Below are 22,973 nucleotides of genomic sequence, written 5' to 3'. Positions count from 1 at the left end.
ATTGAAATTAAAAGGAGAGAATGGACATGGTAAAAGTTTATTATAACGGTGATGTAAAAGAGGAAGTATTAGCAGGGAAAAAGGTTGCAGTTATCGGCTACGGTTCACAGGGTCATGCACATGCACTGAACTTAAAAGACAGCGGCGTAAATGTAGTTGTAGGTGTCCGTAAAGGCAATTCATTTAATAAAGCAGCGGCAGATGGACTGGATGTTACAACAGTACAAGAAGCAGCAGCTCAAGCGGATGTTGTGATGGTGCTATTGCCTGATGAACAGCAGCAAAAAGTGTATGAAGCTGAAATTAAAGACCAATTACAGCCGGGAAATGCATTAGTTTTTGCTCATGGATTTAACGTTCACTTCAATCAAATTGTTCCTCCAGAATTCGTTGATGTATTCCTTGTTGCACCGAAAGGACCAGGTCATCTAGTAAGAAGAACATTTGAAGACGGAGCCGGTGTTCCTGCATTATTCGCAGTCCATCAGGATGTTACAGGAGATGCAAAAGATTTGGCATTAGCCTATGCAAAAGCAATTGGAGGCGCTCGTGCAGGAGTGCTGGAAACAACGTTTAAAGAAGAGACTGAAACAGATCTATTCGGAGAGCAGGCTGTTCTATGCGGAGGGTTAACTTCCCTTGTAAAGGCTGGATTTGAAACATTGGTAGAGGCAGGTTATCAGCCAGAACTCGCATACTTTGAGTGTTTGCACGAGCTGAAGCTGATTGTTGACCTTATGTATGAAGATGGAATGGCCGGAATGAGATATTCCATTTCAGATACGGCCCAATGGGGAGATTTTGTATCTGGACCTAGAGTTGTAGATGAGAGAGTAAAAGAATCAATGAAGGAAGTCTTGAACGATATTCAATCTGGTAAATTTGCAAAAGACTGGATCATTGAAAATCAAGTGAATCGTCCGCAATTCAATGCAATTAACAACAGAGAAAATGAACATCAAATTGAAGTTGTAGGCAGAAAGCTTCGGGAAATGATGCCATTCGTTAAGCCAAAACGGAAAGAAGTGGTCGTAAGTGCGAAAAATTAACTTATTTGATACAACCCTAAGAGATGGTGAACAATCAGCAGGAGTCAATTTAAATGCAAAAGAAAAACTGCAAATTGCCCTTCAGCTTGAGCGTCTAGGAGTTGATATTATGGAAGCCGGATTCCCGGCTTCCTCAAAAGGAGATTTTTCAGCAGTTCAAGAGATTGCAAGAACCATTAAAGACTGCTCTGTTACAGGACTTGCCAGATCAGTAAAAACAGATATTGATGCTGCCTGGGACGCCCTGAAAGATGGTGCTAACCCAAGGCTGCACGTATTCTTGGCTACTTCACCCATTCATATGAAATATAAGTTAAAGCAATCACCAGATCAGGTCATTCAAACAGCTGTTGATTCAGTCAAATATGCGGCTAAATATTTCCCGCTAATCCAATGGTCTGCCGAGGATGCATGCCGAAGCGAACTTCCGTTTCTTGCAAAAATCGTCGAAGAGGTCATTGCAGCAGGTGCAAGTGTCATTAATATTCCTGACACGGTTGGCTACATTAATCCGAAAGAATACGGTAATATCTTTCAATATTTAAAATCGAATGTCAGAGGCATTGAAAATGTGATTTTATCCGCGCATTGTCATGATGATCTAGGAATGGCCGTTGCAAATTCCTTAGCTGCAATTGAAAATGGCGCTGGTCAGATTGAAGGAACGATCAATGGAATAGGCGAGCGGGCAGGAAATGCTTCTCTTGAGGAAATCGGCGTAGCTCTTCATATCCGATCCGATTACTTTGGTGCTAAAACAAATATGAAGCTTGATGAAATCAAAAAAACGAGCGATTTGGTGAGCAAGCTGACTGGGATGATGATCCCGCCAAACAAAGCAGTTGTTGGAAAAAATGCATTTGCACATGAATCAGGCATTCATCAGGATGGTGTGCTGAAAGAAAAAACAACGTACGAAATCATTTCACCAGAGCTTGTAGGAGTTGCCTCCAACTCAATGGTGCTTGGCAAGCATTCCGGACGTCATGCATTTAAAAGCAAGCTGATCGAACTTGGTTTCAGCCTGACAGAAGAAGAAAGCCATAAAATCTTCAAGACGTTCAAAACGTTATCTGAGAAAAAGAAGGAATTCACAGATGAAGATATTGCAGCACTCGTCATAGAAGAAAAAGTTGAAAAAAGTGAAGACATGTTTGAACTTGTTTCCTTACAGGTTCAATACGGGACAACGCAAGTGCCGACTGCTACTGTGACTCTTAAAAATCAGCAGGGAGAACTCGTGCAAGAAGCAGCAACCGGCGGTGGAAGTGTAGAGGCAATCTATAATACCCTTGAGCGGTGCACAGGTTTTTCAATTAAACTGCTGGACTATCGAATTCAATCAAACAGCAGCGGGCGTGATGCCTTTGCTCAAGTATATGTAAAAGTCATTGTCGGAGGTACGGAATCGAGCGGAAGAGGAATGGCTCAGGATGTGCTTGAAGCATCTGCAAAAGCATATCTGAATGCAGTTAACCGCATCCTCATTCTGCAATCACAAGTTCAGGATTCGCTAACAGCAACCGTTTAATACAAATCATGAAGGAGGCAGAATAATATGGAGAAGAAAATTGCGTTATTGCCGGGAGACGGTATTGGAAAAGAAGTTATGGATGGTGCTGTTGAAATTTTAAAAGCGATCGAAGAACATTACTATCATCGTTTTCATTTTCAATATGGATTGATTGGAGGAGCAGCGATTGATGAAATGAATTCTCCGCTTCCAAACGAAACGCTGCAAATGTGCAAGGATTCAGATGCTGTTCTGCTTGGTTCAGTCGGAGGTCCGAAATGGGATTCAAATCCCTCTCACTTAAGACCTGAAAAAGGATTGCTTGCACTTCGCAAAGAATTGGATCTTTATGCAAATCTTCGTCCAGTTCAAACAGTTGAAAGCCTGCTCGATTCTTCGCCTTTAAAGCGTGAATATGTGGAGGGTGTCGACTTCATGATTGTAAGGGAACTAACAGGCGGATTGTACTTCGGAAAACCAAGTGAACGAAATGTGAAAAATGGCGAGCACACAGTAGTGGATACGCTGTTCTATAAACGTGATGAAATGGAGCGCATCATTGAAAAGGCGTTTCAGCTGGCGCAAGACCGAAAAAAGAAAGTGACATCTGTGGATAAAGCAAATGTTTTAGAATCAAGCCGAATGTGGAGAGAAGTTGCAGAGGAAGTTTCAATGAAATATCCAGATGTTGATCTTCAGCATATGCTCGTTGATCATGCAGCGATGGCGCTAATACACAACCCGAAACAGTTTGATGTGATCGTAACGGAAAACATGTTTGGTGATATTCTAAGCGACGAGGCTTCTATGCTGACAGGATCACTTGGCATGCTCCCATCAGCAAGTCTTTCAGCAACAGGACTTCACCTTTATGAGCCGGTTCATGGTTCTGCTCCTGATATCGCTGGCACAAACAAAGCAAATCCTGTTGCCATGATTTTATCAACAGCTATGATGCTGAGACATTCATTCCAAATGGCAGAAGAAGCAGAAGCAATTGAAAATGCAGTAAAGCATGTACTGGATTCGGGGAAAAGAACAGCTGATTTAACAAGAAAAGGGGAAACACCTTTCTCCACATCCGAGCTTGTGGAAGAAATTAAAGCAGCACTTGCTGATGATCACACAATCTTCAACATTATGGAAGCTTATGCATAAGAAAAACCGGCGCTTTTCTTCTATATAAAAGCGCCTGTCTCTTAATTGAAATTGAAGAGGGGGTATTTTTTTGAAAGCCAGAACGATCGTAGAAAAAATTTGGGATGATCATGTTGTTTATCATAAAGACGGTCAGCCAGATCTGCTGTATATAGATCTTCATCTGATTCATGAAGTTACATCCCCGCAGGCATTTGAGGGTTTAAGGCAGAACGGAAGAAAGGTAAGAAGACCTGAAAATACATTTGCGACAATGGATCATAATATCCCCACAGTGAACCGATTTGAAATAAAAGATGAAATTGCCAAAATGCAAGTGAGTGCGCTTGAAACCAATTGCCGGGAATTCGGAATCAGGCTTGCTGATTTGAACAGTACGGATCAGGGAATTGTGCATGTAATCGGGCCTGAACTTGGTCTTACCTTGCCTGGAAAAACAATTGTATGCGGAGACAGTCATACATCTACACATGGAGCCTTTGGCGCGTTAGCTTTTGGAATAGGAACAAGTGAAGTGGAACATGTACTCGCAACTCAAACTTTATGGCAGCAAAAACCGAAAACATTAAACATTCATATTAACGGATCTTTGAAAAAAGGGGTTACGGCAAAGGATGTTATTTTATATATTATCGGAACTTTTGGTGTCCGTTTCGGTACGGGGTATGTGATTGAATTTTCAGGTGAAGCCATTGAACAAATGACGATGGACGAACGAATGACTGTATGCAACATGTCAATCGAAGCTGGAGCTCGTGCAGGGCTGATCGCACCGGATGAAAAGACATTTGAATATATAAAGAATCGTCAATATGCTCCGAAGGGCGAAGATTTAACGGCAGCTATTTCCTATTGGAAAGAACTTAAAAGCGATCCGGGAGCAGAGTATGACGACAGAATCACAGTCGAAGCTGCCGACATTTCGCCGATGGTCACTTGGGGAACGAATCCTGGAATGGCTGTCCCTGTTCATGAAAAAGTGCCTAACACAAGCATGTTCAATAAACATGAAGAAAAGCAGGAAGCAGAAAGAGCTTATTTCTACATGGGACTTGAACCTGATACCCCTATCCAGGAAATTGAGATTGATTACGTTTTTATCGGATCGTGCACAAATTCAAGAATAACGGATTTAAGACAGGCTGCTGAAGTCATTGAAAACAAGCGTGTCAATCCATCAGTCCGTGCGATTGTCGTTCCAGGGTCTCAGCAGGTCAAACTTCAAGCCGAAGCAGAAGGATTGCATACCAAATTTATAGAAGCAGGATTTGAGTGGAGAGAATCTGGATGCAGCATGTGTTTAAGCATGAATGATGATATTGTGCCTGATGGAAAACGCTGTGCGTCAACATCAAACCGCAACTTTGAAGGCAGACAGGGAAAAGGAGCGCGAACACACCTAGTCAGTCCTGCTATGGCAGCAGCAGCAGCTTTATTCGGGAGATTCGTTGATGTAAGAGAATTGGCAGGAGGGATTGCTAATGGAAGCATTTCAAGTGCACAAGGGTAAATTGGCAGTATTAAACCGTTCAAATGTTGACACAGACCAAATTATTCCGAAGCAATTTTTAAAAAGAATTGAACGGACCGGATACGGAAGATTTGCATTCTTTGACTGGCGGTATTTAAATGACGGCTCCGATAATCCAAAGTTTGAATTAAATAAGCCTGAAGCAGCAGGAGCAAGCATTTTAGTGGCAGGTGAAAATTTCGGCTGCGGTTCATCAAGGGAACATGCACCTTGGGCTCTCGGAGACTATGGTTTTAAAGTGATCATCGCACCTTCCTTTGCCGATATCTTTCATCAAAATTGCTTAAAAAATGGATTGCTTCCTATTAGAGTGGAAGAAGAATTTCATCAGAAATTAATTGAGAAGGCGAGGCAGCCTCATTTTGAGTGTATGATTGACCTTGAGAAGCAGGAAATATCCGAAGGAACAGACGTCCTGTATTCGTTCTCAATCGATCCATATTGGAAAGATATGCTGATTAATGGTCATGATGAAATTTCCCTGACTTTCATGTATGACGAACAGATTAAAACCTATGAAAAAAGAAGAAGAGTCTGGCTGGCATAATTGCTGGACTCTCTTCTTTTCTTGTTTTCTAAAGGATCCATTGGTACACTTGAAGGCAAATAGCATGCCGGAGATGATTCTTAATGATGGATGAAAAGAAAAAGAGAAAAGTCATTCCCTTCCCTAATTTAAGCGAACGTTTAGTTGATAAAGGATTGGAAGCGCTGAAAAATAAACAATTTAAAGAAGCACTCAATCTTTTTTATGAGGTTCGTGAGCTAGGAGAGGAAAGGGCTGAAATTCATCTCGGAATTGCCTTATGTTTAATGGAACTTGGGGAACTGGAAGAAGCGAAAGCTGTTTGCCGCAGAATGCTTCACGAAGACATTGGTGATTATTTTACTGTCCTGCAGGTATATTTAACGATATTGATCCAATTGAGGCAGTATGGTGAAGTGCAGCAGACGATTGAAGCTGTTCTTCAAGAAAATCATTTGCCTCATGATCAGGCGGAGCATTTTTATAAGCTGCTTGATTTCAGCCGGAAAATGAACGAAGACGAAGAATTGCATTCTTTAGAGGACGAAGAAAACGAAGAATGGACAGAACCAAGAAATTTGCTGGAGAATATTAATCAGCAGGTTGCCTATATTCAATCGTTAAAGGACAGAAATGTATCAAGGCATATGATGCAGCTGCAATCAATCTTAAAGGATGCAAGAAGCCATCCTGTTGTGCAATCGATGATTCTTCATCTTTTAATGGAAAATGAAGTTTCAAAAGAGGTCAAGATCGTTAAGTTCGGAAAAACGATGTCGCTTATCCCTGCAGAGCTTGAGGATTTATCAGAGCTGCCATTTACTAAAAAGGTCCTTAATGTATTGGACGATATTCTTGGTGCAGAGAACCCTTCCCTTTTTGAAGCTGTCAAAGAATTATGGATTCGTCATTTGTACGTATTATTTCCTTTTTTGCCAGAACCTGCAGAAGCAAAATTGTGGGCGGCTGCACTTCATTCTGTCGGCTACGAAATGCATGGCATTGCAGCGCCGCCAGAAGAGGTCTCTTATACATACGAAGTAAAACAAAGCATGCTCGCGGAAGCAGCGGGAAAAATTTATGAAATAGAAGAAATTTCTTATTTGCAAATCTAACGTATATGTTGAAAGGAATTTTTTCTATGTTATAATAAAATGGTTGTAAAATGATGATTCCCTGTCCATGCGTAAAGCAGGCGGGCTTCATATACTACACTGGCCGATTTAGTAATTTATCTACATAGAGGTATAACAAATTTATCACTTGTTCAAAATGGACAAGGCATACTTTGTTCGTACCTGACTTAGATTATGACACTATTTCAATAGATTTTTTGGAGGGAAACATATGTCTGCAAAATGGGAAAAGTTAGAGGGTAATCAAGGCGTTCTGACAGTAGAAGTTGATGCGGAAACGTTCAGCAAAGCCCTTGATGAAGCATTTAAAAAAGTATCAAAACAAGTAAATATTCCTGGTTTCCGTAAAGGTAAAATTCCGCGCGGAATGTTTGAACAGCGTTTTGGCGCAGAATCACTTTATCAAGATGCTTTGGATATCATTCTTCCAGAAGCATATCCTCAAGCAGTTGAAGAGGCTGGCATTGAGCCAATCGACCGTCCTGAAATCGATGTTGAACAAATCGAAAAAGGCAAAAACTTAATTTTCACTGCAAAAGTGATTGTTAAGCCCGAAGTGAAATTGGGCGAATACAAAGGTCTTGAAGTAGAAAAGATCGATGCTGAAGTATCTGAAGAAGATGTAGATGCTGAATTGAAATCATTGCAGGAGCGTCATGCTGAACTTGTTGTAAAAGAAGACGGCGCAGTTGAAGATGGCGATACAGTAGTGATTGACTTTGAAGGTTTCGTCGATGGTGAAGCATTCGAAGGCGGAACTGCAGAAAACTACACACTTGAAATCGGTTCAGGTTCTTTCATTCCTGGCTTTGAAGAGCAGCTTGTAGGCTTAGAGGCTAACGGAGAGAAAGATGTAGAAGTAACATTCCCTGAAGAATATCACGCTGAAAACCTTGCTGGAAAACCTGCAACGTTTAAAGTGAAACTTCATGAAATCAAAGCGAAAGAACTTCCTGCTTTAGACGATGAATTTGCTAAAGATGTTGACGAAGAAGTTGAAACTCTTGAAGCATTAAAAGAGAAAACAAAAAATCGCTTAGAAGAAACTAGAAAAGCTGAAGCAGAAAATGCACTTCGTGATGCGCTTGTAGACAAAGCTTCTGATAATGCTGAAGTGGACATTCCTCAAATATTGATCGAAAACGAAGTAAACCGCATGATGCAAGAGTTTGAACAGCGTTTGCAAGCTCAAGGCATGAACCTTGAATTATACTTCCAATTCTCTGGTCAAGATGAAGATGCTTTAAAAGAGCAAATGAAAGAAGATGCTTCTAAACGCGTGAAGTACAACTTGACTCTTGAAGCAATTGCTAAAGCTGAAAACATCGAAGTAACAGATGAAGAAGTTGATGCAGAAGTTGCTAAAATGGCAGAAATGTACAACATGCCTGTTGACAGCATCAAGCAAGCTCTAGGATCTGTTGATGGATTAAAAGAAGATCTTAAAGTACGCAAAGCAATCGACTTTCTTGTTGAAAACAGCAAAGATGCTGCATAATAGATAAAAAAGAAACAAGGCGCGAGATGATCGTGCCTTGTTTTATAAATAAGATTTATTTTTACCGGCAATGGGTACTATATAATTACCGCATGCTACATACATATAAAGGTAACAAATGATTACATGAATAAAACATGTTCTATTTTTTTCAGGCAGGCAAGGATTTTGAAACGGGAAAGCGAATACTATATAAACACTCTAACTTCGTGAATTTAAAAACTGTTTTGTCAGAGTGGTTTTATTTCCAGTAATCTACATACTTATGGTACAATGCAATACATACCAAATTTCAAGTTTTTGACCGCTGCGGCCGGCGGACGAAGGTAAGTTACGTGATATTCATTCCCATTACCTTTATACTTATGGATAGAAAGAAAAAAGATCATCCAGAAATGCAGCTCCTATAGATGAAGATGTATGGGTACTTTGATGATACAAAGATATAAGGGGTGAAAACATGTTTAAATTTAATGACGAAAAAGGTCAGCTTAAATGTTCATTTTGCGGTAAAACTCAAGACCAGGTTCGTAAATTAGTTGCAGGACCAGGTGTCTATATATGTGACGAGTGTATTGAACTTTGTACAGAAATTGTTGAAGAAGAGCTGGGAACAGAAGAGGAAGTTGAATTTAAAGATGTTCCAAAACCGAAAGAAATTCGCGAAATTTTAGACGAATATGTTATCGGTCAGGAACAAGCAAAAAAGAGTCTTGCGGTAGCGGTTTATAACCATTACAAACGAATCAATTCAAACAGCAAGATCGATGATGTGGAATTGTCTAAGAGCAACATCGCAATGATTGGTCCTACAGGAAGCGGTAAAACATTGCTTGCTCAAACATTGGCCCGTATTCTTAATGTTCCTTTTGCCATTGCAGATGCTACATCTTTAACTGAAGCTGGATATGTCGGGGAAGATGTTGAAAACATTCTCTTAAAATTGATTCAAGCTGCAGATTATGATGTAGAGAAAGCTGAAAAAGGCATTATTTACATTGATGAAATTGATAAGGTTGCCCGCAAGTCTGAAAATCCATCGATTACACGTGATGTATCTGGTGAAGGTGTTCAGCAGGCGCTTCTTAAAATTCTTGAAGGTACGGTTGCAAGTGTACCTCCACAAGGCGGACGCAAACACCCGCATCAAGAATTTATTCAAATTGATACAACAAACATCTTGTTTATCTGCGGCGGAGCTTTCGATGGCATCGAGCAGATTGTCAAACGCCGTTTAGGCCAAAAGGTTATCGGCTTTGGCTCTGAGAAAAAAGAAGATGAATTGGATCAAAAAATGCTTCTTTCAAAAGTGCTGCCGGAAGATCTGCTTCGTTTTGGACTTATTCCGGAATTCATCGGCCGTTTGCCTGTCATCGCAAGCCTTCAGCCTTTAGATGAAGAAGCATTGGTTGAAATTTTAACAAAACCTAAAAATGCTTTAGTGAAGCAATATCAGAAAATGCTTGATCTAGATGGCGTAGAACTTGAATTTGAAGAAAATGCGCTAATGGAAATCTCGAAAAAAGCGATTGAACGTAAAACAGGAGCACGCGGACTGCGTTCTATTATTGAAGGACTAATGCTAGAAGTTATGTTCGAGCTTCCTTCACGTGATGATATTACGAAATGTGTGGTCACTGCTGAAACAGTAACAGATAAAGTTCCCCCTAAGCTTGTGCTGAATGATGGCACGATCATCGAGGAAGACACAAAAACATCTGCATAATTAGAAAAGCGCAAGCGCCCGTTTCGCACAGGCATGACAGAAAAGAATCCGTCAGAAAAGTCCGGGTTTGACTTTTCCTGCGGATTTGTTCTGGCCGGAGAGTTGGGTGATTCCGCTCGTCATCAATGCGCAAAATTTTATACATTATAACCATTTTAAAAAGCCTTGCAGAATAATTCTGCAAGGCTTTTTTTGTTTTGGAAATAATAAAAGGAAATGATCTGCCACAGCTATACGATTATCCACTGTGAAAAAGACAATTGCTCTGAAAAAGCAGATTAATTGATGCTTGTATTCTCAATGCGCAAATTAACCTTGGTCAATTCCTGTTTTCATCTCGAACTGACCAAGGCGCTTTTGTTCTATGTGTGAAAGACTGATAATTTTTATACATAAATCTCGAAATTATAGTTAATATATTCACGTTTATTCAAGAACCCCCTCGGAGATACTAGCTTATAAATATGACATCGCAGTAGGAGGGACCACTATGAGCTGGACTGGAATTGCATTATTTGTACAACTTTTTTTCGGGGTAATTATCGGCTTGTACTTTTGGAATTTATTAAAAAATCAGCGTACACAAAAAGTATCGATCGACCGTGAGTCACGAAAAGAAATGGAACAGTTAAAAAAGATGAGATCGATTAAATTATCGGAGCCTCTTGCTGAAAGAGTCCGCCCTAAAAGTTTTTCAGATATTGTCGGTCAGGAAGATGGAATTAAGGCTCTTAAAGCAGCTCTTTGCGGACCCAATCCCCAGCACGTAATCATATACGGTCCTCCGGGAGTAGGAAAGACTGCTGCTGCAAGGCTTGTTCTCGAGGAAGCTAAAAGAAATACAAAGTCGCCTTTTAAACCAGCAGCGGTTTTTATTGAATTAGATGCAACGACGGCCCGTTTTGATGAAAGAGGAATTGCAGATCCGCTCATTGGCTCTGTTCATGACCCCATCTATCAAGGGGCAGGTGCCATGGGACAAGCCGGAATTCCTCAGCCAAAGCAGGGAGCTGTCACACATGCACACGGAGGCGTTCTTTTTATTGACGAAATAGGTGAATTGCATCCGATTCAAATGAACAAGCTGCTGAAGGTGCTCGAGGATCGCAAAGTGTTTTTAGAAAGCGCCTATTATAGCGAAGAAAACACACAAATTCCAAATCACATTCATGATATTTTTCAAAATGGCCTGCCTGCCGATTTCCGCTTAATTGGAGCCACGACACGAACTCCAAATGAAATACCTCCAGCGATTCGATCACGCTGTCTGGAAGTCTTTTTTAGGGATCTAGAGCAAGAAGAGCTTGCCATTGTAGCAAGAAAAGCAGCGGCTAAAGTGAATATGAAGACAAGCGAGAAAAGTATTTCAACTTTGACCTCCTATGTGAGGAACGGCCGTGAAGTCGTCAACATGATGCAAATTGCTGCCGGCATGGCGATGACAGAGGATCGAAAAGAAATTACAATTGAAGATATTGAATGGGTCGTAAGTTCAAGTCAGCTTTCACCCCGATATGATAAAAAAATATACGGCAATGCAAAAATTGGTCTCGTCAACGGGCTTGCTGTTCACGGTCCAAATTCTGGTTCCCTCCTAGAAATTGAAGTGACCGTTATTCATGCAAAAGACAACGGAACCATCAATATAACAGGAATTGTAGAGGAAGAAAGCATTGGTGACAGAGGGAAATCAGTAAGACGCAAAAGCATGGCAAAAGGCTCGATTGAAAATGTTATTACGGTTCTGCGATCAATGGGAATCAAAGCAGATGATTTTGATATCCATGTCAATTTTCCCGGTGGCATTCCTGTTGACGGTCCTTCAGCGGGAATCGCGATGGCAACAGGGATTTTCTCAGCCATTCATAAGATCCCCGTTGATCATACAGTTGCGATGACAGGGGAAATCAGCATTCATGGTAATGTCAAGCCAATCGGCGGTGTCGTTCCAAAAATTAAAGCAGCTAAACTTGCTGGAGCCAAAACAGTTATAATTCCAGCTGAAAATATGCAATCTATCTTAAAAACAGTTGAAGGTATTCGCATCATCCCCGTTGATCATTTACAGGAAGTTTTTGATATAGCCTTGCTGAATCCTCCGACTGAGGTGCCGGCGCCTATTACCGCGTTAATAAAACAAGACCTCGGGTAATCTCGGGGTTTTTTTATGCAAAATATGAGTGAATTCGTTAGTCTTATGTCAGTGTAAAGGGTATACTACATAAGGTAACCTCATTATGTTTACAAATAGACACTGTTTTGACAATAAGATAGAATTGTACAAGAATGAACTCATTATATTATAATGATTGATACTATAGTCACGGAGGTGTATGAAAGTTGGCGAAAAAAGAAGAGAAAATCGTCCCCCTCCTACCTCTTAGAGGATTGTTAGTGTACCCGACAATGGTACTTCACCTTGATGTAGGACGCGAAAAATCCGTACAGGCGCTTGAGAAAGCGATGATGGATGATCATATAATCTTTTTAACGACACAACGGGATATTTCAATTGACGAACCGACAGAAAGCGATATCTTTCCAGTAGGAACATTGACGAAAATAAAACAAATGCTGAAGCTTCCAAATGGAACAATCAGGGTGCTTGTAGAAGGCATGCAGCGCGGTAAAATTACAAACTATGTTGATGAAGGTGACTATTTTGCAGTCAGTGCGACTTCTTTGGAAGAACGCTCTGATAAAGATGCAGAAGATGAAGCACTTATGAGAACGCTGCTCGATCACTTTGATCAATACATAAAGCTTTCTAAAAAAATATCTGGTGAGACACTTGCGACTGTGACCGATATTGATGAGCCTGGAAGAATGGCTGATATTATCGCTTCCCATTTGCCTCTGAAACTGAAAGAAAAACAGGAAGTACTTGAAACTCTCGATATTAAAGAACGCTTAAATCGTGTAATTGAAATCATTCATAACGAAAAAGAAGTTCTTCAGCTGGAAAAGAAAATCGGCCAGCGTGTAAAACGGTCGATGGAGCGAACACAAAAAGAATACTATCTCCGCGAACAAATGAAGGCCATTCAAAAGGAACTTGGCGATAAAGAAGGAAAAACCGGCGAAGTCGAAGTGCTGAATGAAAAGATTGAAAAGGCTGGAATGCCGGATCATGTCAAGCTTACAGCATTAAAGGAACTTGAGCGCTATGAGAAAGTGCCTGCTACCTCAGCAGAAAGTTCAGTTGTGCGCAACTACCTAGAATGGCTCACTTCGCTGCCATGGTCAAATGCGACCGTGGACCGTCTTGATTTAAAACGTGCAGAAACGATTTTGAATGAAGATCACCATGGGCTTGAGAAAGTAAAAGACCGTGTCTTAGAATACTTAGCTGTCCAAAAACTGACAAATTCACTTAAAGGTCCGATTTTATGCTTATCAGGACCTCCAGGCGTCGGAAAAACATCTCTTGCCCGTTCTGTAGCCAAGTCTTTAGATCGAAATTTTGTCCGTATTTCCCTTGGCGGAGTTAGAGATGAGTCTGAGATCCGCGGACACCGCAGAACGTATGTAGGCGCTATGCCAGGCCGGATTATCCAGGGCATGAAAAAAGCGGGAACAATAAATCCAGTCTTTTTATTAGATGAGATTGATAAAATGTCCAGTGATTTCAGAGGAGATCCTTCTTCTGCAATGCTTGAAGTGCTTGACCCTGAACAAAACCATACGTTCAGTGACCATTACATTGAAGAGACATATGATCTGTCAAAGGTAATGTTTATTGCAACCGCCAATAATTTATCAACTATTCCTGGCCCTCTTCGTGATCGAATGGAAATTATCACAATTGCTGGGTATACAGAAATTGAAAAAATTCATATTGCCAAAGATCACTTGCTGCCAAAGCAATTAAAAGAGCATGGTTTGAAAAAAACACATCTGCAGATTCGTGATTCAGCGATTCAAAATGTGATTCGCTACCACACTCGTGAAGCTGGCGTACGAAGCTTGGAGAGACAGCTTGCTGCTATTTGCCGTAAAGCAGCAAAACAAATTGTCTCAGAAGCAAGAAAAAGAATAACTGTGACAGATAAAAATCTTGCAGACTATCTTGGCAAGAGCAAATTCCGTTATGGCCAAGCAGAGCTTGAAGATCAAATCGGCGTTGCAACAGGCCTCGCATATACAACAGTAGGCGGGGATACATTGTCGATTGAAGTGTCTCTTTCTCCTGGGAAAGGAAAACTGATTTTAACAGGTAAACTTGGAGACGTCATGAAAGAATCTGCTCAGGCTGCATTCAGCTTTATTCGCTCCCGTGCAAAAGAGCTGAATATTGACGAAGGTTTCCATGAGAAGCAGGACATTCATATTCATGTTCCAGAAGGTGCTGTACCAAAGGATGGACCTTCTGCAGGTATTACGATAGCTACTGCTCTGATTTCAGCATTAACAGGCCGGCCTGTTAGAAAAGAAGTTGGCATGACCGGAGAAATCACGCTAAGAGGAAGAGTACTGCCAATCGGTGGATTAAAAGAAAAGACGCTGAGTGCACACCGGGCAGGATTAACGAAAATCATTATGCCGAAGGACAATGAAAGAGATATTGAAGATATCCCTGAAAGTGTCCGCAATGATTTAACATTTGTACCTGTATCACATCTTGATGAAGTGCTGCAGCATGCGTTAGTGGGAGAAAATCAATGAAAGTAACAAGTTCCGAGATTGTCATCAGTGCCGTAAAGCCCGACCAGTATCCAGATTTGGACTTGCCGGAAATTGCCCTTGCCGGACGATCAAATGTAGGAAAATCATCTTTTATCAATAAATTGCTGAATCGAAAAAATCTGGCCCGTACTTCTTCTAAGCCAGGGAAAACACAGACACTGAATTTCTATATCATTAATGAAGTGCTTCATTTTGTCGATGTGCCAGGGTATGGCTACGCAAAAGTCTCTAAATCAGAGCGTGATGCATGGGGAAAAATGATCGAAACATACTTTACAAAGCGCAGACAGCTTTGTGCAGCTGTTTTGCTGGTGGATCTCCGTCATGCCCCATCAAAAGATGATGTGATGATGTATGAGTTTCTCAAGCATTATGAGATCCCAGTAATCGTAGTCGCAACCAAAGCTGATAAAATACCAAAAGGCAAATGGCAGAAGCATATGAAGGTTGTAAGGGAAACACTTAACAAAGATCCTGATGATCCGCTTATCTGCTTTTCGTCAGAAACAGGACAAGGCAAAGTAGAAGCATGGTCTATGATTGAGCAGTATACGAATTTGAAGAAATGAAAGAAAGAGTGCCCAAAGTTTATCTTGGGCACTCTCTTTTGTGCGTTTTCATTAATTAGAGGAAGGTAACTTCGTCTGCTTTTTATATTAAACAGTCACACAATGTTCTTTTCTCAGATGCTCTGGGAGGATAAAATTGCAATCATTCTTTTGGTGGCGCTTTCAATTAAAAGAACCATCTTTCAATAACATGTTTCCAGCTCTATTATCTGGAAAACGGCTCTTATTTGCCGAACCAGTCTTCTTATTCTCCGGAACACATAGTTTATTATCTAAAATTGGTATTTTATAATCCGACGAGTCTCTTCAAGCGAGAAAAAGAGTCTCTCAATCGCCGCAGCATCCGTATTATTTACCATAACCTATCCTTTACTCAGACTGAATCTATTTTTACAGCAGCACCTCAAAATCAAAAGCCAGCCGCATTCTGCGACTGGTCATTCACCTTTTATCTGGTTCATCTTACATATTTTACTTTCTTTTTATAAATAATAAGTAAAAACCTCCAAGAATTAGCAGGACTGGCCAAAATCTCTGAATGACCTGCATGCCTTGTTCGACCCATCCAAGCCCATTGATGATGGAGTCGAATGAGTGGAGGAAAACGGCAAGCAAGAGTAAAATGAAGCTTTGAAAGGTCCCTGATTTTGTTTTTGCAGCACGAAGCAGCATGCCAAGTCCGATAATAAACGTGATGGCTGGTGCATGATCAGGCCAATTTGGAAAACGTTCGATGCCAAGAAAATGAGTGCCAAGGCCAAGCAAGAGAATGCCAGGCAGGATGGCATTGTCATCCTGGTCGAAATGACCGCCGATTAAAAAAACGAGTCCAAACAGGATAAGAAGAGTCTGCCAGGATTGCTGATTTTCAAAAAGCTGAATTTGAAAGGTTTGGAGAAAATAGTAAAATCCGATAGCCAATAGTGTGAGTGCAGAGAATTTTGTCGATTTTTTCAAGATTATTCACCTCATAATAGAACGATTTCCTTGATTGTAAGCACTTTTTTTGGTATTGTTCAAGGTGGACGAATTTGTAATAACTTTTGTAATCATATATCTAGCTTCAGTGCCTGAATCCCCAGTCAGATCGGCTTCGCCAGTAAAGTCAAATCTGTCCTTTTCTGTCAAATCCTTATCTGCCTTTTGGAGCTAAACAGGCCTTACGCTTTTAAGTAGTATCATACCATAGACGAACAAGCTTTCAAGAACTGTTCACATTTATAAAAAGAGAAAAATGCAGGTCATGGTATAATGGTAATAGTATTCTTGTATGTGGGGTGTATAGAATCATGCATATTTTAGTTGTTGGCTTAAATTATAAAACTGCCCCTGTCGAAATCCGTGAAAAATTAACGTTTAATCCAAATGAGCTCGGAGATGCGATGAAAGCACTGAAAGGCAAGAAAAGCATCTTAGAGAATATCATTGTTTCGACTTGTAATCGGACAGAAATTTATACCGTTGTGGACCAGCTTCATACTGGCCGTTATTATATTAAAGCATTTTTAGCTGAGTGGTTTGGAATCGACAAAGATTCATTTTCTCCATTTTTAACAATGTACGAGCATGATGGAGCGATTGACCATTTGTTTAGCGTTACGTGCGGCTTAAATTCTATGGTTCTTGGAGAAACACAGATTCTCGGACAAGTGCGTACAAGCTTTATGCTTGGGCAAACAGAAGGTACAATTGGAACGGTTTTTCAGCATTTATTTAAACAAGCGATCACTCTTGCTAAAAAAGCTCATTCCGAAACAGATATCGCCGCAAATGCCGTCTCAGTGAGCTATGCAGCAGTAGAGCTTGCAAAGAAAATATTCGGAGATTTATCAAACAAGCATGTTCTTATTCTGGGTGCAGGGAAAATGGGTGAGCTTGCGGTGCAAAATCTGCATGGCAGCGGTGTTCGAAAAGTTACTGTAATGAACCGCACCTTTGAAAAAGCAGAACAGCTTGCTTTGAAATTTACAGGCGTGGCGAAAAGCATGAATGAACTGCAATGTGCTTTAGTTGAAGCCGATATCTTAATCAGTTCAACTGGTTCTAAGGACTTCGTCATCACGAAAGACATGATGGCAGGTGTTGAAAAAATACGAAAAGGCAAACCATTGTTTATGGTTGATATTGCTGTTCCGCGCGATCTTGATCCAGGTCTTGATGAGCTTGAAAGTGTTTTCTTATACGATATAGATGATTTGCAGGGAATTGTGGATGCAAATCTGCAGGAAAGACAAAAAGCAGCTGAAGAAATCGGATTGATGGTCGAAGGAGAAATTGTTGCCTTCAAACAGTGGCTCGGAACTCTTGGTGTTGTCCCTGTCATCTCTGCTCTTCGTCAAAAAGCACTTGGCATTCAAGCAGAAACTATGCAAAGCCTTGAACGTAAAATGCCGAACTTAACAGAACGTGAATTAAAACTTTTAAATAAACACACGAAAAGCATAATAAATCAAATGCTCCGGGATCCAATATTAAAGGTAAAAGAATTGTCTGCTGAACCTGATGCAGACCATACACTTGATTTATTCATGAAAATTTTTGATATAGAAGAAGCGGTAGAAGAACAGAAAAGACTTGAAAACTCAATGCCGCTCGGCAGCTCAAAAGAAACGATTGAGCCATTAAGAGCATCACTTCAATCGTAAGTGAGAGGAATTTGATTTATGCCAGAGATGAGTTTAACAAGAATAAATGAATTGATTATTATTATTTATGCGCTTAGCGTCCTGTTTTTTTTCATAGATTTTATTCATAACAACCGGAAGGCAAACAAAGTTGCCTTCTGGTTGCTTTCTATTGTTTGGCTGCTGCAAACAATTTTTTTATTTTATCAAATGTTTACGACTGGCAGATTTCCGATTTTAAATATATCTGAAGGTTTATATTTCTATTCATGGGTGCTGGTCACTCTGTCTGTTGTGTTAAATCGGTTTTTGCGAGTCGATTTTATTATTTTTTTCACAAATGTATTAGGATTTATTATGCTCTCCATTCATACATTTGCTCCTTCGCAATATGAATCAGCGGCAGTTTCCGGCCAGTTGATCTCTGAACTGCTGTTTATTCACATTACGATGGCGATTTTGTCTTATGGGGCTTTCACGCTGTCATTTGTTTTTTCTTTGCTTTACTTAATTCAATATAACTTGCTGAAAAAGAAAAAGTGGGGTAAACAATTACTCCGAATCGACGATTTGACAAAGCTTGATCATATGTCCTATGTATTAAATGTCATTGGAGTACCGATGCTGTTATTAAGCTTAATTCTAGGAGTTATTTGGGCGTATTTAAAACTTCCAGATTTTCATTGGTACGATGCTAAAGTACTCGGATCCTTTATGATGCTTCTCGTTTACAGCTTTTACTTATATTACCGGATCGTGAAAGAATGGCAGGGCAAACATGTAGCATATTTAAATGTCGCATCCTTTTTAATTCTATTAATAAACTTTTTCTTATTCGGAAGTTTATCCCGTTTTCACATATGGGATTCATAAGGATTCATCATACATCAGGTTAAAGTTGGAGGTACTTATGCGTAAAATTATCGTAGGCTCAAGACGCAGTAAATTAGCATTAACACAAACCAATTGGGTCATTGACCAGCTGAAGAAGCTCGAGCTTCCATTCGAGTTCGAAGTACGTGAAATCGTGACCAAAGGTGATCAGATCTTGGATGTAACGTTATCGAAGGTTGGAGGCAAAGGGTTATTTGTCAAAGAAATCGAACAGGCAATGCAAAATCGTGAAATTGATATGGCTGTACATAGCATGAAAGATATGCCTGCGGTGTTGCCTGAAGGCTTGACAATTGGCTGTATCCCTTTTAGAGAAGACCCAAGGGATGCGTTTATTTCTAAGAATCATGTAAAGCTTGCCGAGCTTCCAGCTGGTGCCATTGTGGGGACAAGCAGTTTAAGAAGAAGTGCCCAGCTGCTTGCGGTGAGACCGGATCTTGAAATTAAGTGGATTCGAGGCAACATTGATACTCGTCTTGCAAAGCTTCAGCATGAAGAGTATGATGCCATCATTTTAGCGGCTGCGGGCTTGGCAAGAATGGGCTGGAGTCAGGATGTTGTCACAGAATTCATAGATGCAAATATATGTGTTCCTGCTGTTGGACAAGGTGCGCTTTCCATTGAATGCAGAGAAGACGATCATGACCTGCTTGAGCTTTTGTCACATTTTAATGATGAAGCGACAAACCTTGCTGTTCGTGCTGAAAGAACATTCCTTCAGGTCATGGAGGGGGGCTGTCAGGTTCCGATCGCTGGCTATGCAACAGTCGATTTTAATAAAGAAATCTCACTTACTGCCTTAATTGCGTCACCAGACGGAAAAGAGATTCACAAAGAGCGGATTATAGGAAAAGATCCGGAGGTCATCGGCAGAGAAGTATCAGAACGGCTAATCAAACGAGGTGCTAAAGATTTAATCGATCGTGTGAAAGAGGAGCTTAACATATAATGGCCGCCGCACTCTCCGGTAAGAAGATTTTAATTACGAGAGAGCATACGCAGGCGACCACATTTGCCGAGAAAATAAAAAACGCTGGCGGAGTTCCCATTGTAACTCCGCTTATCCGTTTTGAAAAAGCAAAGAATGAAGAACAAATCCATGAGATTATAATGAGCATCAAGCCGAATGATTGCCTTGTTTTTACAAGCACAAATGGTGTTTCCTATTTTTTTGATTTCTTAAAAAATCACCAGATAAATAAAAGCAAACTATCATCTTGTACATTTGCAGCTGTTGGCAGAAAAACGAAACAATTGATTGAAAATAACGGCTTTCCTGTTACAATCATTCCGCAAGAATATGTGGCGGAAAAGCTGGTAGAAGAAATTACGGAGAAAACGGTATCAGCACAGCATATTTTTCTTTTCAGAGGCAATCTGGCCAGGGAAATTCTCATTAAGGAGCTGCGGCACAAGGGTTACTCCGTGACAGATGTAACACTATATGAAACAATACATAATATAGAAGATGGACAGACTATAGAGCGATTATTAAAGCAAAACGAGCTGGATTATATTACGTTTACAAGCTCTTCAACCGTTGATGCTTTTATGAATGTCATGCAAACAAAAGATCTGGTATCCTTACTTGGCCGTGTCACATTGGTCAGTATCGGACCAATTACAATGCAGACACTGTCACAATATGGATTTAAGGGCATCGTTTGTGAAACTTACACAATCGATGCCATGATAGATAGAATCAAAACTCACATCGAATCGAAAGGAAATGATTAATCATGGATCTTCAGTTTTCAAGACATCGCAGACTTCGCAGTACAAATAGCATGAGATCAATCGTTCGTGAAACACATTTGCATGCAGAAGACTTCATTTATCCTATTTTTGTAGTAGAGGGAGAGAAAAAGAGAAATGAAGTGAAATCAATGCCAGGCGTTGAACAAATTTCGCTCGATTACTTGAATGCAGAAATGCAGGAAGTAACGGATCTTGGAATAAAGTCCGTCATTGTGTTTGGTGTTCCTGATGAAAAGGACGAGGCTGGTTCTCAAGCTTATCACGATCACGGGATTGTTCAAAGAGCGATCACTCAAATTAAAGAGAACTTTCCGGAGCTTGTTGTCATTGCTGATACATGCCTCTGCCAATTTACAGACCATGGACATTGCGGAATTGTAAAAGAAGGCAAGATTCTAAATGATCCCACATTGGATTTATTAGCGCGTACAGCCGTCAGCCAAGCAAAAGCAGGCGCCGATATTATCGCTCCATCTAACATGATGGACGGATTTGTAGCGGCTATTCGTCATGGGCTGGATGAAGCTGGCTTTGAAGATGTGCCGATTATGTCATATGGCATTAAATATTCAAGTGCGTTTTACGGGCCTTTCCGTGATGCTGCTCACAGCACACCGCAATTTGGTGACCGCAAAACGTACCAAATGGACCCTGCAAACCGTTTTGAGGCACTTAGAGAAGCTGAATCTGACCTAATGGAAGGTGCGGATTTTCTCATTGTGAAGCCGGCTTTATCTTATCTGGATATCATCCGCGATGTAAAAAACAATTTCAATGTGCCAATCGTTGCTTATAACGTGAGCGGAGAATACGCTATGATCAAAGCGGCTGCTCAAAATGGCTGGGTTGATGAAAAAGCGATCGTGATGGAAATGATGATCAGCATGAAGCGTGCTGGAGTAGATATGATTATGACTTATCATGCAAAAGATGCTGCCCGCTGGCTCAAGGAACAACAATAATCGGAAGGGGGAATTCTTTATGCGCACTTATGAAAAATCAAGACAAGCCTTTCAAGAAGCGCTGAATTTAATGCCCGGCGGTGTAAACAGCCCTGTCCGCGCGTTTAAATCTGTAGCGATGGATCCGATTTTTATGGAACGAGGAAAAGGTTCTAAAATCTATGACATTGATGGAAATGAATATATTGATTATGTGTTATCATGGGGACCGCTTATTTTAGGCCATACAAATGATGAAGTAGTTGAAGCCATTAAAAAAGTGACAGAATCCGGGACGAGCTTCGGTGCACCTACATTAATTGAAAACGAACTTGCTAAGCTTGTCATCGAACGCGTTCCTTCAATCGAAGTCATCCGTATGGTAAGCTCTGGCACAGAAGCAACGATGAGCGCATTGCGTCTTGCCCGCGGTTTTACAGGACGAAATAAAATTCTCAAGTTTGAAGGATGCTACCACGGCCATGGTGATTCTTTATTAATTAAAGCTGGATCTGGGGTGGCGACACTTGGTTTGCCTGACAGCCCAGGTGTACCTGAAGGCATTGCGAAGAACACGATTACGGTTCCTTATAATGACCTTGAAAGCGTAAAGTACGCATTTGAACAATTCGGCGACGATGTTGCCGGTGTAATTGTCGAACCTGTTGCAGGAAATATGGGTGTCGTTCCTCCACTTCCTGGATTTTTAGAAAATCTGAGAGAGATCACGAATCAATATGGATCCCTGTTAATCTTTGATGAAGTTATGACAGGATTTCGGGTTGATTATGGCTGTGCACAAGGATACTTTGGTGTAACGCCTGACATTACGTGTCTTGGTAAAGTGATTGGCGGAGGGCTTCCTGTTGGTGCCTACGGAGGACGTGCTGATATTATGAAGCAAATCGCTCCAAGCGGACCGATCTATCAGGCAGGAACATTGTCCGGAAATCCTCTTGCGATGACAGCGGGGTACGCGACATTAAAACAGCTGACACCTGATTCATATAAAGAATTTGGCAGTAAAGCAGATCTCCTTGAAGAAGGTTTAACAGCAGCAGCTGAAAAATATGAGATTCCTCTTACTGTTAACAGAGCTGGCTCGATGATTGGCTTCTTCTTTACAAATGAAAAAGTCACGAACTTCGAAAAAGCAAAAACGTCAAATTTAGAATTTTTCTCGAAATTTTATCGCGAAATGGCAAACGAAGGTGTTTTCCTCCCGCCGTCTCAGTTTGAAGGTCTTTTCTTATCAACCGCTCACACGGATGAAGATCTTGCAAGAACGCTTGCTGCCGCAGAAAAAGCTTTTTCTGTATTAAAATAAGCAAACGAAAGCCCCTGCTTGCATGGCGGGGGCTTGT

Annotated in this window: 18 protein-coding genes; 17 read left to right on the top strand and 1 reads right to left on the bottom strand. The window is 40.8% G+C overall.

Annotation, left to right across the window (positions count from 1 at the left end):
* Nucleotides 1-26 precede the first annotated feature (26 nt).
* From ilvC to yihA, 11 genes are all read left to right on the top strand, one after another.
* Nucleotides 27-1,049 carry a ketol-acid reductoisomerase gene (gene ilvC / locus CYJ36_RS09495; protein ID WP_101567022.1) on the top strand — a complete coding sequence of 341 codons (1,023 nt, stop codon included), beginning with the start codon at nucleotides 27-29 and terminating at the stop codon, nucleotides 1,047-1,049.
* Nucleotides 1,036-2,580 (top strand): 2-isopropylmalate synthase, encoded by a 1,545-nt coding sequence (locus CYJ36_RS09490; protein ID WP_101567021.1) that lies wholly within the window; start codon nucleotides 1,036-1,038, stop codon nucleotides 2,578-2,580. The genes ilvC and CYJ36_RS09490 overlap by 14 nt, the downstream gene beginning before the upstream one ends.
* 27 nt (nucleotides 2,581-2,607) lie before the next feature.
* Nucleotides 2,608-3,720, top strand: coding sequence for a 3-isopropylmalate dehydrogenase (leuB, locus tag CYJ36_RS09485; protein ID WP_101567020.1), 1,113 nt, complete (start codon nucleotides 2,608-2,610; stop codon nucleotides 3,718-3,720).
* Nucleotides 3,721-3,790: 70 nt separating this feature from the next.
* The gene (gene leuC, locus CYJ36_RS09480) at nucleotides 3,791-5,230 is read left to right on the top strand and encodes a 3-isopropylmalate dehydratase large subunit (protein ID WP_101567019.1); all 1,440 of its coding nucleotides are present in this window, start codon (nucleotides 3,791-3,793) and stop codon (nucleotides 5,228-5,230) included.
* Nucleotides 5,202-5,798, top strand: a complete 597-nt coding sequence (gene leuD, locus CYJ36_RS09475; RefSeq protein WP_101567018.1) for a 3-isopropylmalate dehydratase small subunit — start codon at nucleotides 5,202-5,204, stop codon at nucleotides 5,796-5,798. Before leuC ends, leuD begins: the two co-directional genes overlap by 29 nt.
* A gap of 83 nt (nucleotides 5,799-5,881) precedes the next feature.
* Nucleotides 5,882-6,892, top strand: a complete 1,011-nt coding sequence (locus tag CYJ36_RS09470) for a tetratricopeptide repeat protein (RefSeq protein ID WP_101567017.1) — start codon at nucleotides 5,882-5,884, stop codon at nucleotides 6,890-6,892.
* A 232-nt stretch (nucleotides 6,893-7,124) separates the two neighbouring features.
* The gene (gene tig, locus CYJ36_RS09465; protein ID WP_101567016.1) at nucleotides 7,125-8,411 is read left to right on the top strand and encodes a trigger factor; all 1,287 of its coding nucleotides are present in this window, start codon (nucleotides 7,125-7,127) and stop codon (nucleotides 8,409-8,411) included.
* Nucleotides 8,412-8,871: 460 nt separating this feature from the next.
* Nucleotides 8,872-10,137 (top strand): ATP-dependent protease ATP-binding subunit ClpX, encoded by a 1,266-nt coding sequence (gene clpX, locus CYJ36_RS09460; RefSeq protein WP_101567015.1) that lies wholly within the window; start codon nucleotides 8,872-8,874, stop codon nucleotides 10,135-10,137.
* 490 nt (nucleotides 10,138-10,627) lie between these two features.
* Nucleotides 10,628-12,289, top strand: coding sequence for an ATP-dependent protease LonB (gene lonB, locus CYJ36_RS09455; RefSeq protein ID WP_101567014.1), 1,662 nt, complete (start codon nucleotides 10,628-10,630; stop codon nucleotides 12,287-12,289).
* A 188-nt stretch (nucleotides 12,290-12,477) separates the two neighbouring features.
* Nucleotides 12,478-14,802: an endopeptidase La gene (gene lon, locus CYJ36_RS09450; protein WP_101567013.1), complete on the top strand. Its 2,325-nt coding sequence runs from the start codon at nucleotides 12,478-12,480 to the stop codon at nucleotides 14,800-14,802.
* Complete coding sequence (gene yihA, locus CYJ36_RS09445) at nucleotides 14,799-15,392, top strand: ribosome biogenesis GTP-binding protein YihA/YsxC (protein ID WP_101567012.1); 594 nt, start codon at nucleotides 14,799-14,801, stop codon at nucleotides 15,390-15,392. Before lon ends, yihA begins: the two co-directional genes overlap by 4 nt.
* Nucleotides 15,393-15,863: 471 nt before the next feature.
* Here yihA and CYJ36_RS09440 read toward each other — a convergent pair whose 3' ends face one another.
* Entirely contained in the window at nucleotides 15,864-16,349 is a 486-nt protein-coding gene (locus CYJ36_RS09440) for a LiaI-LiaF-like domain-containing protein (protein WP_101567011.1), read from the bottom strand.
* Between the two features lie 332 nt (nucleotides 16,350-16,681).
* On the opposite strand from CYJ36_RS09440, the gene hemA reads away from it, so the two are divergent.
* Genes hemA through hemL form a run of 6 tightly spaced genes read left to right on the top strand, consistent with a single transcriptional unit; the run spans nucleotide 16,682 to nucleotide 22,936 of the window.
* Nucleotides 16,682-18,037, top strand: coding sequence for a glutamyl-tRNA reductase (gene hemA, locus CYJ36_RS09435; RefSeq protein ID WP_101567010.1), 1,356 nt, complete (start codon nucleotides 16,682-16,684; stop codon nucleotides 18,035-18,037).
* Between the two features lie 18 nt (nucleotides 18,038-18,055).
* A complete protein-coding gene (locus tag CYJ36_RS09430; protein WP_101567009.1) occupies nucleotides 18,056-18,889 on the top strand; it encodes a cytochrome C assembly family protein in 834 nt (277 codons plus the stop codon).
* A 37-nt stretch (nucleotides 18,890-18,926) separates the two neighbouring features.
* Nucleotides 18,927-19,859, top strand: a complete 933-nt coding sequence (gene hemC / locus CYJ36_RS09425) for a hydroxymethylbilane synthase (RefSeq protein WP_101567008.1) — start codon at nucleotides 18,927-18,929, stop codon at nucleotides 19,857-19,859.
* Nucleotides 19,859-20,647: a uroporphyrinogen-III synthase gene (locus CYJ36_RS09420; protein WP_101567007.1), complete on the top strand. Its 789-nt coding sequence runs from the start codon at nucleotides 19,859-19,861 to the stop codon at nucleotides 20,645-20,647. Before hemC ends, CYJ36_RS09420 begins: the two co-directional genes overlap by 1 nt.
* On the top strand, nucleotides 20,647-21,630 hold the full coding sequence (gene hemB / locus CYJ36_RS09415) for a porphobilinogen synthase (RefSeq protein WP_101567006.1): 984 nt from the start codon (nucleotides 20,647-20,649) through the stop codon (nucleotides 21,628-21,630). The genes CYJ36_RS09420 and hemB overlap by 1 nt, the downstream gene beginning before the upstream one ends.
* A gap of 19 nt (nucleotides 21,631-21,649) precedes the next feature.
* Nucleotides 21,650-22,936 (top strand): glutamate-1-semialdehyde 2,1-aminomutase, encoded by a 1,287-nt coding sequence (gene hemL / locus CYJ36_RS09410; protein WP_101567005.1) that lies wholly within the window; start codon nucleotides 21,650-21,652, stop codon nucleotides 22,934-22,936.
* Nucleotides 22,937-22,973: the final 37 nt, after the last annotated feature.

The organism is Bacillus sp. UMB0893 (assembly GCF_002858905.1).
Lineage (GTDB): Bacteria > Bacillota > Bacilli > Bacillales > Bacillaceae > Bacillus_P.
This window is presented reverse-complemented; position numbering and strand designations above follow the sequence as displayed.

Coding starts and splice junctions, on each gene's coding strand:
- ilvC (WP_101567022.1), top strand. CDS start 27: ATGGTAAAAGTTTATTATAACGGTGATGTAAAAGAGGAAGTATTAGCA.
- leuB (WP_101567020.1), top strand. CDS start 2,608: ATGGAGAAGAAAATTGCGTTATTGCCGGGAGACGGTATTGGAAAAGAA.
- leuD (WP_101567018.1), top strand. CDS start 5,202: ATGGAAGCATTTCAAGTGCACAAGGGTAAATTGGCAGTATTAAACCGT.
- CYJ36_RS09470 (WP_101567017.1), top strand. CDS start 5,882: ATGATGGATGAAAAGAAAAAGAGAAAAGTCATTCCCTTCCCTAATTTA.
- tig (WP_101567016.1), top strand. CDS start 7,125: ATGTCTGCAAAATGGGAAAAGTTAGAGGGTAATCAAGGCGTTCTGACA.
- clpX (WP_101567015.1), top strand. CDS start 8,872: ATGTTTAAATTTAATGACGAAAAAGGTCAGCTTAAATGTTCATTTTGC.
- lonB (WP_101567014.1), top strand. CDS start 10,628: ATGAGCTGGACTGGAATTGCATTATTTGTACAACTTTTTTTCGGGGTA.
- yihA (WP_101567012.1), top strand. CDS start 14,799: ATGAAAGTAACAAGTTCCGAGATTGTCATCAGTGCCGTAAAGCCCGAC.
- hemA (WP_101567010.1), top strand. CDS start 16,682: ATGCATATTTTAGTTGTTGGCTTAAATTATAAAACTGCCCCTGTCGAA.
- CYJ36_RS09430 (WP_101567009.1), top strand. CDS start 18,056: ATGCCAGAGATGAGTTTAACAAGAATAAATGAATTGATTATTATTATT.
- hemC (WP_101567008.1), top strand. CDS start 18,927: ATGCGTAAAATTATCGTAGGCTCAAGACGCAGTAAATTAGCATTAACA.
- CYJ36_RS09420 (WP_101567007.1), top strand. CDS start 19,859: ATGGCCGCCGCACTCTCCGGTAAGAAGATTTTAATTACGAGAGAGCAT.
- hemL (WP_101567005.1), top strand. CDS start 21,650: ATGCGCACTTATGAAAAATCAAGACAAGCCTTTCAAGAAGCGCTGAAT.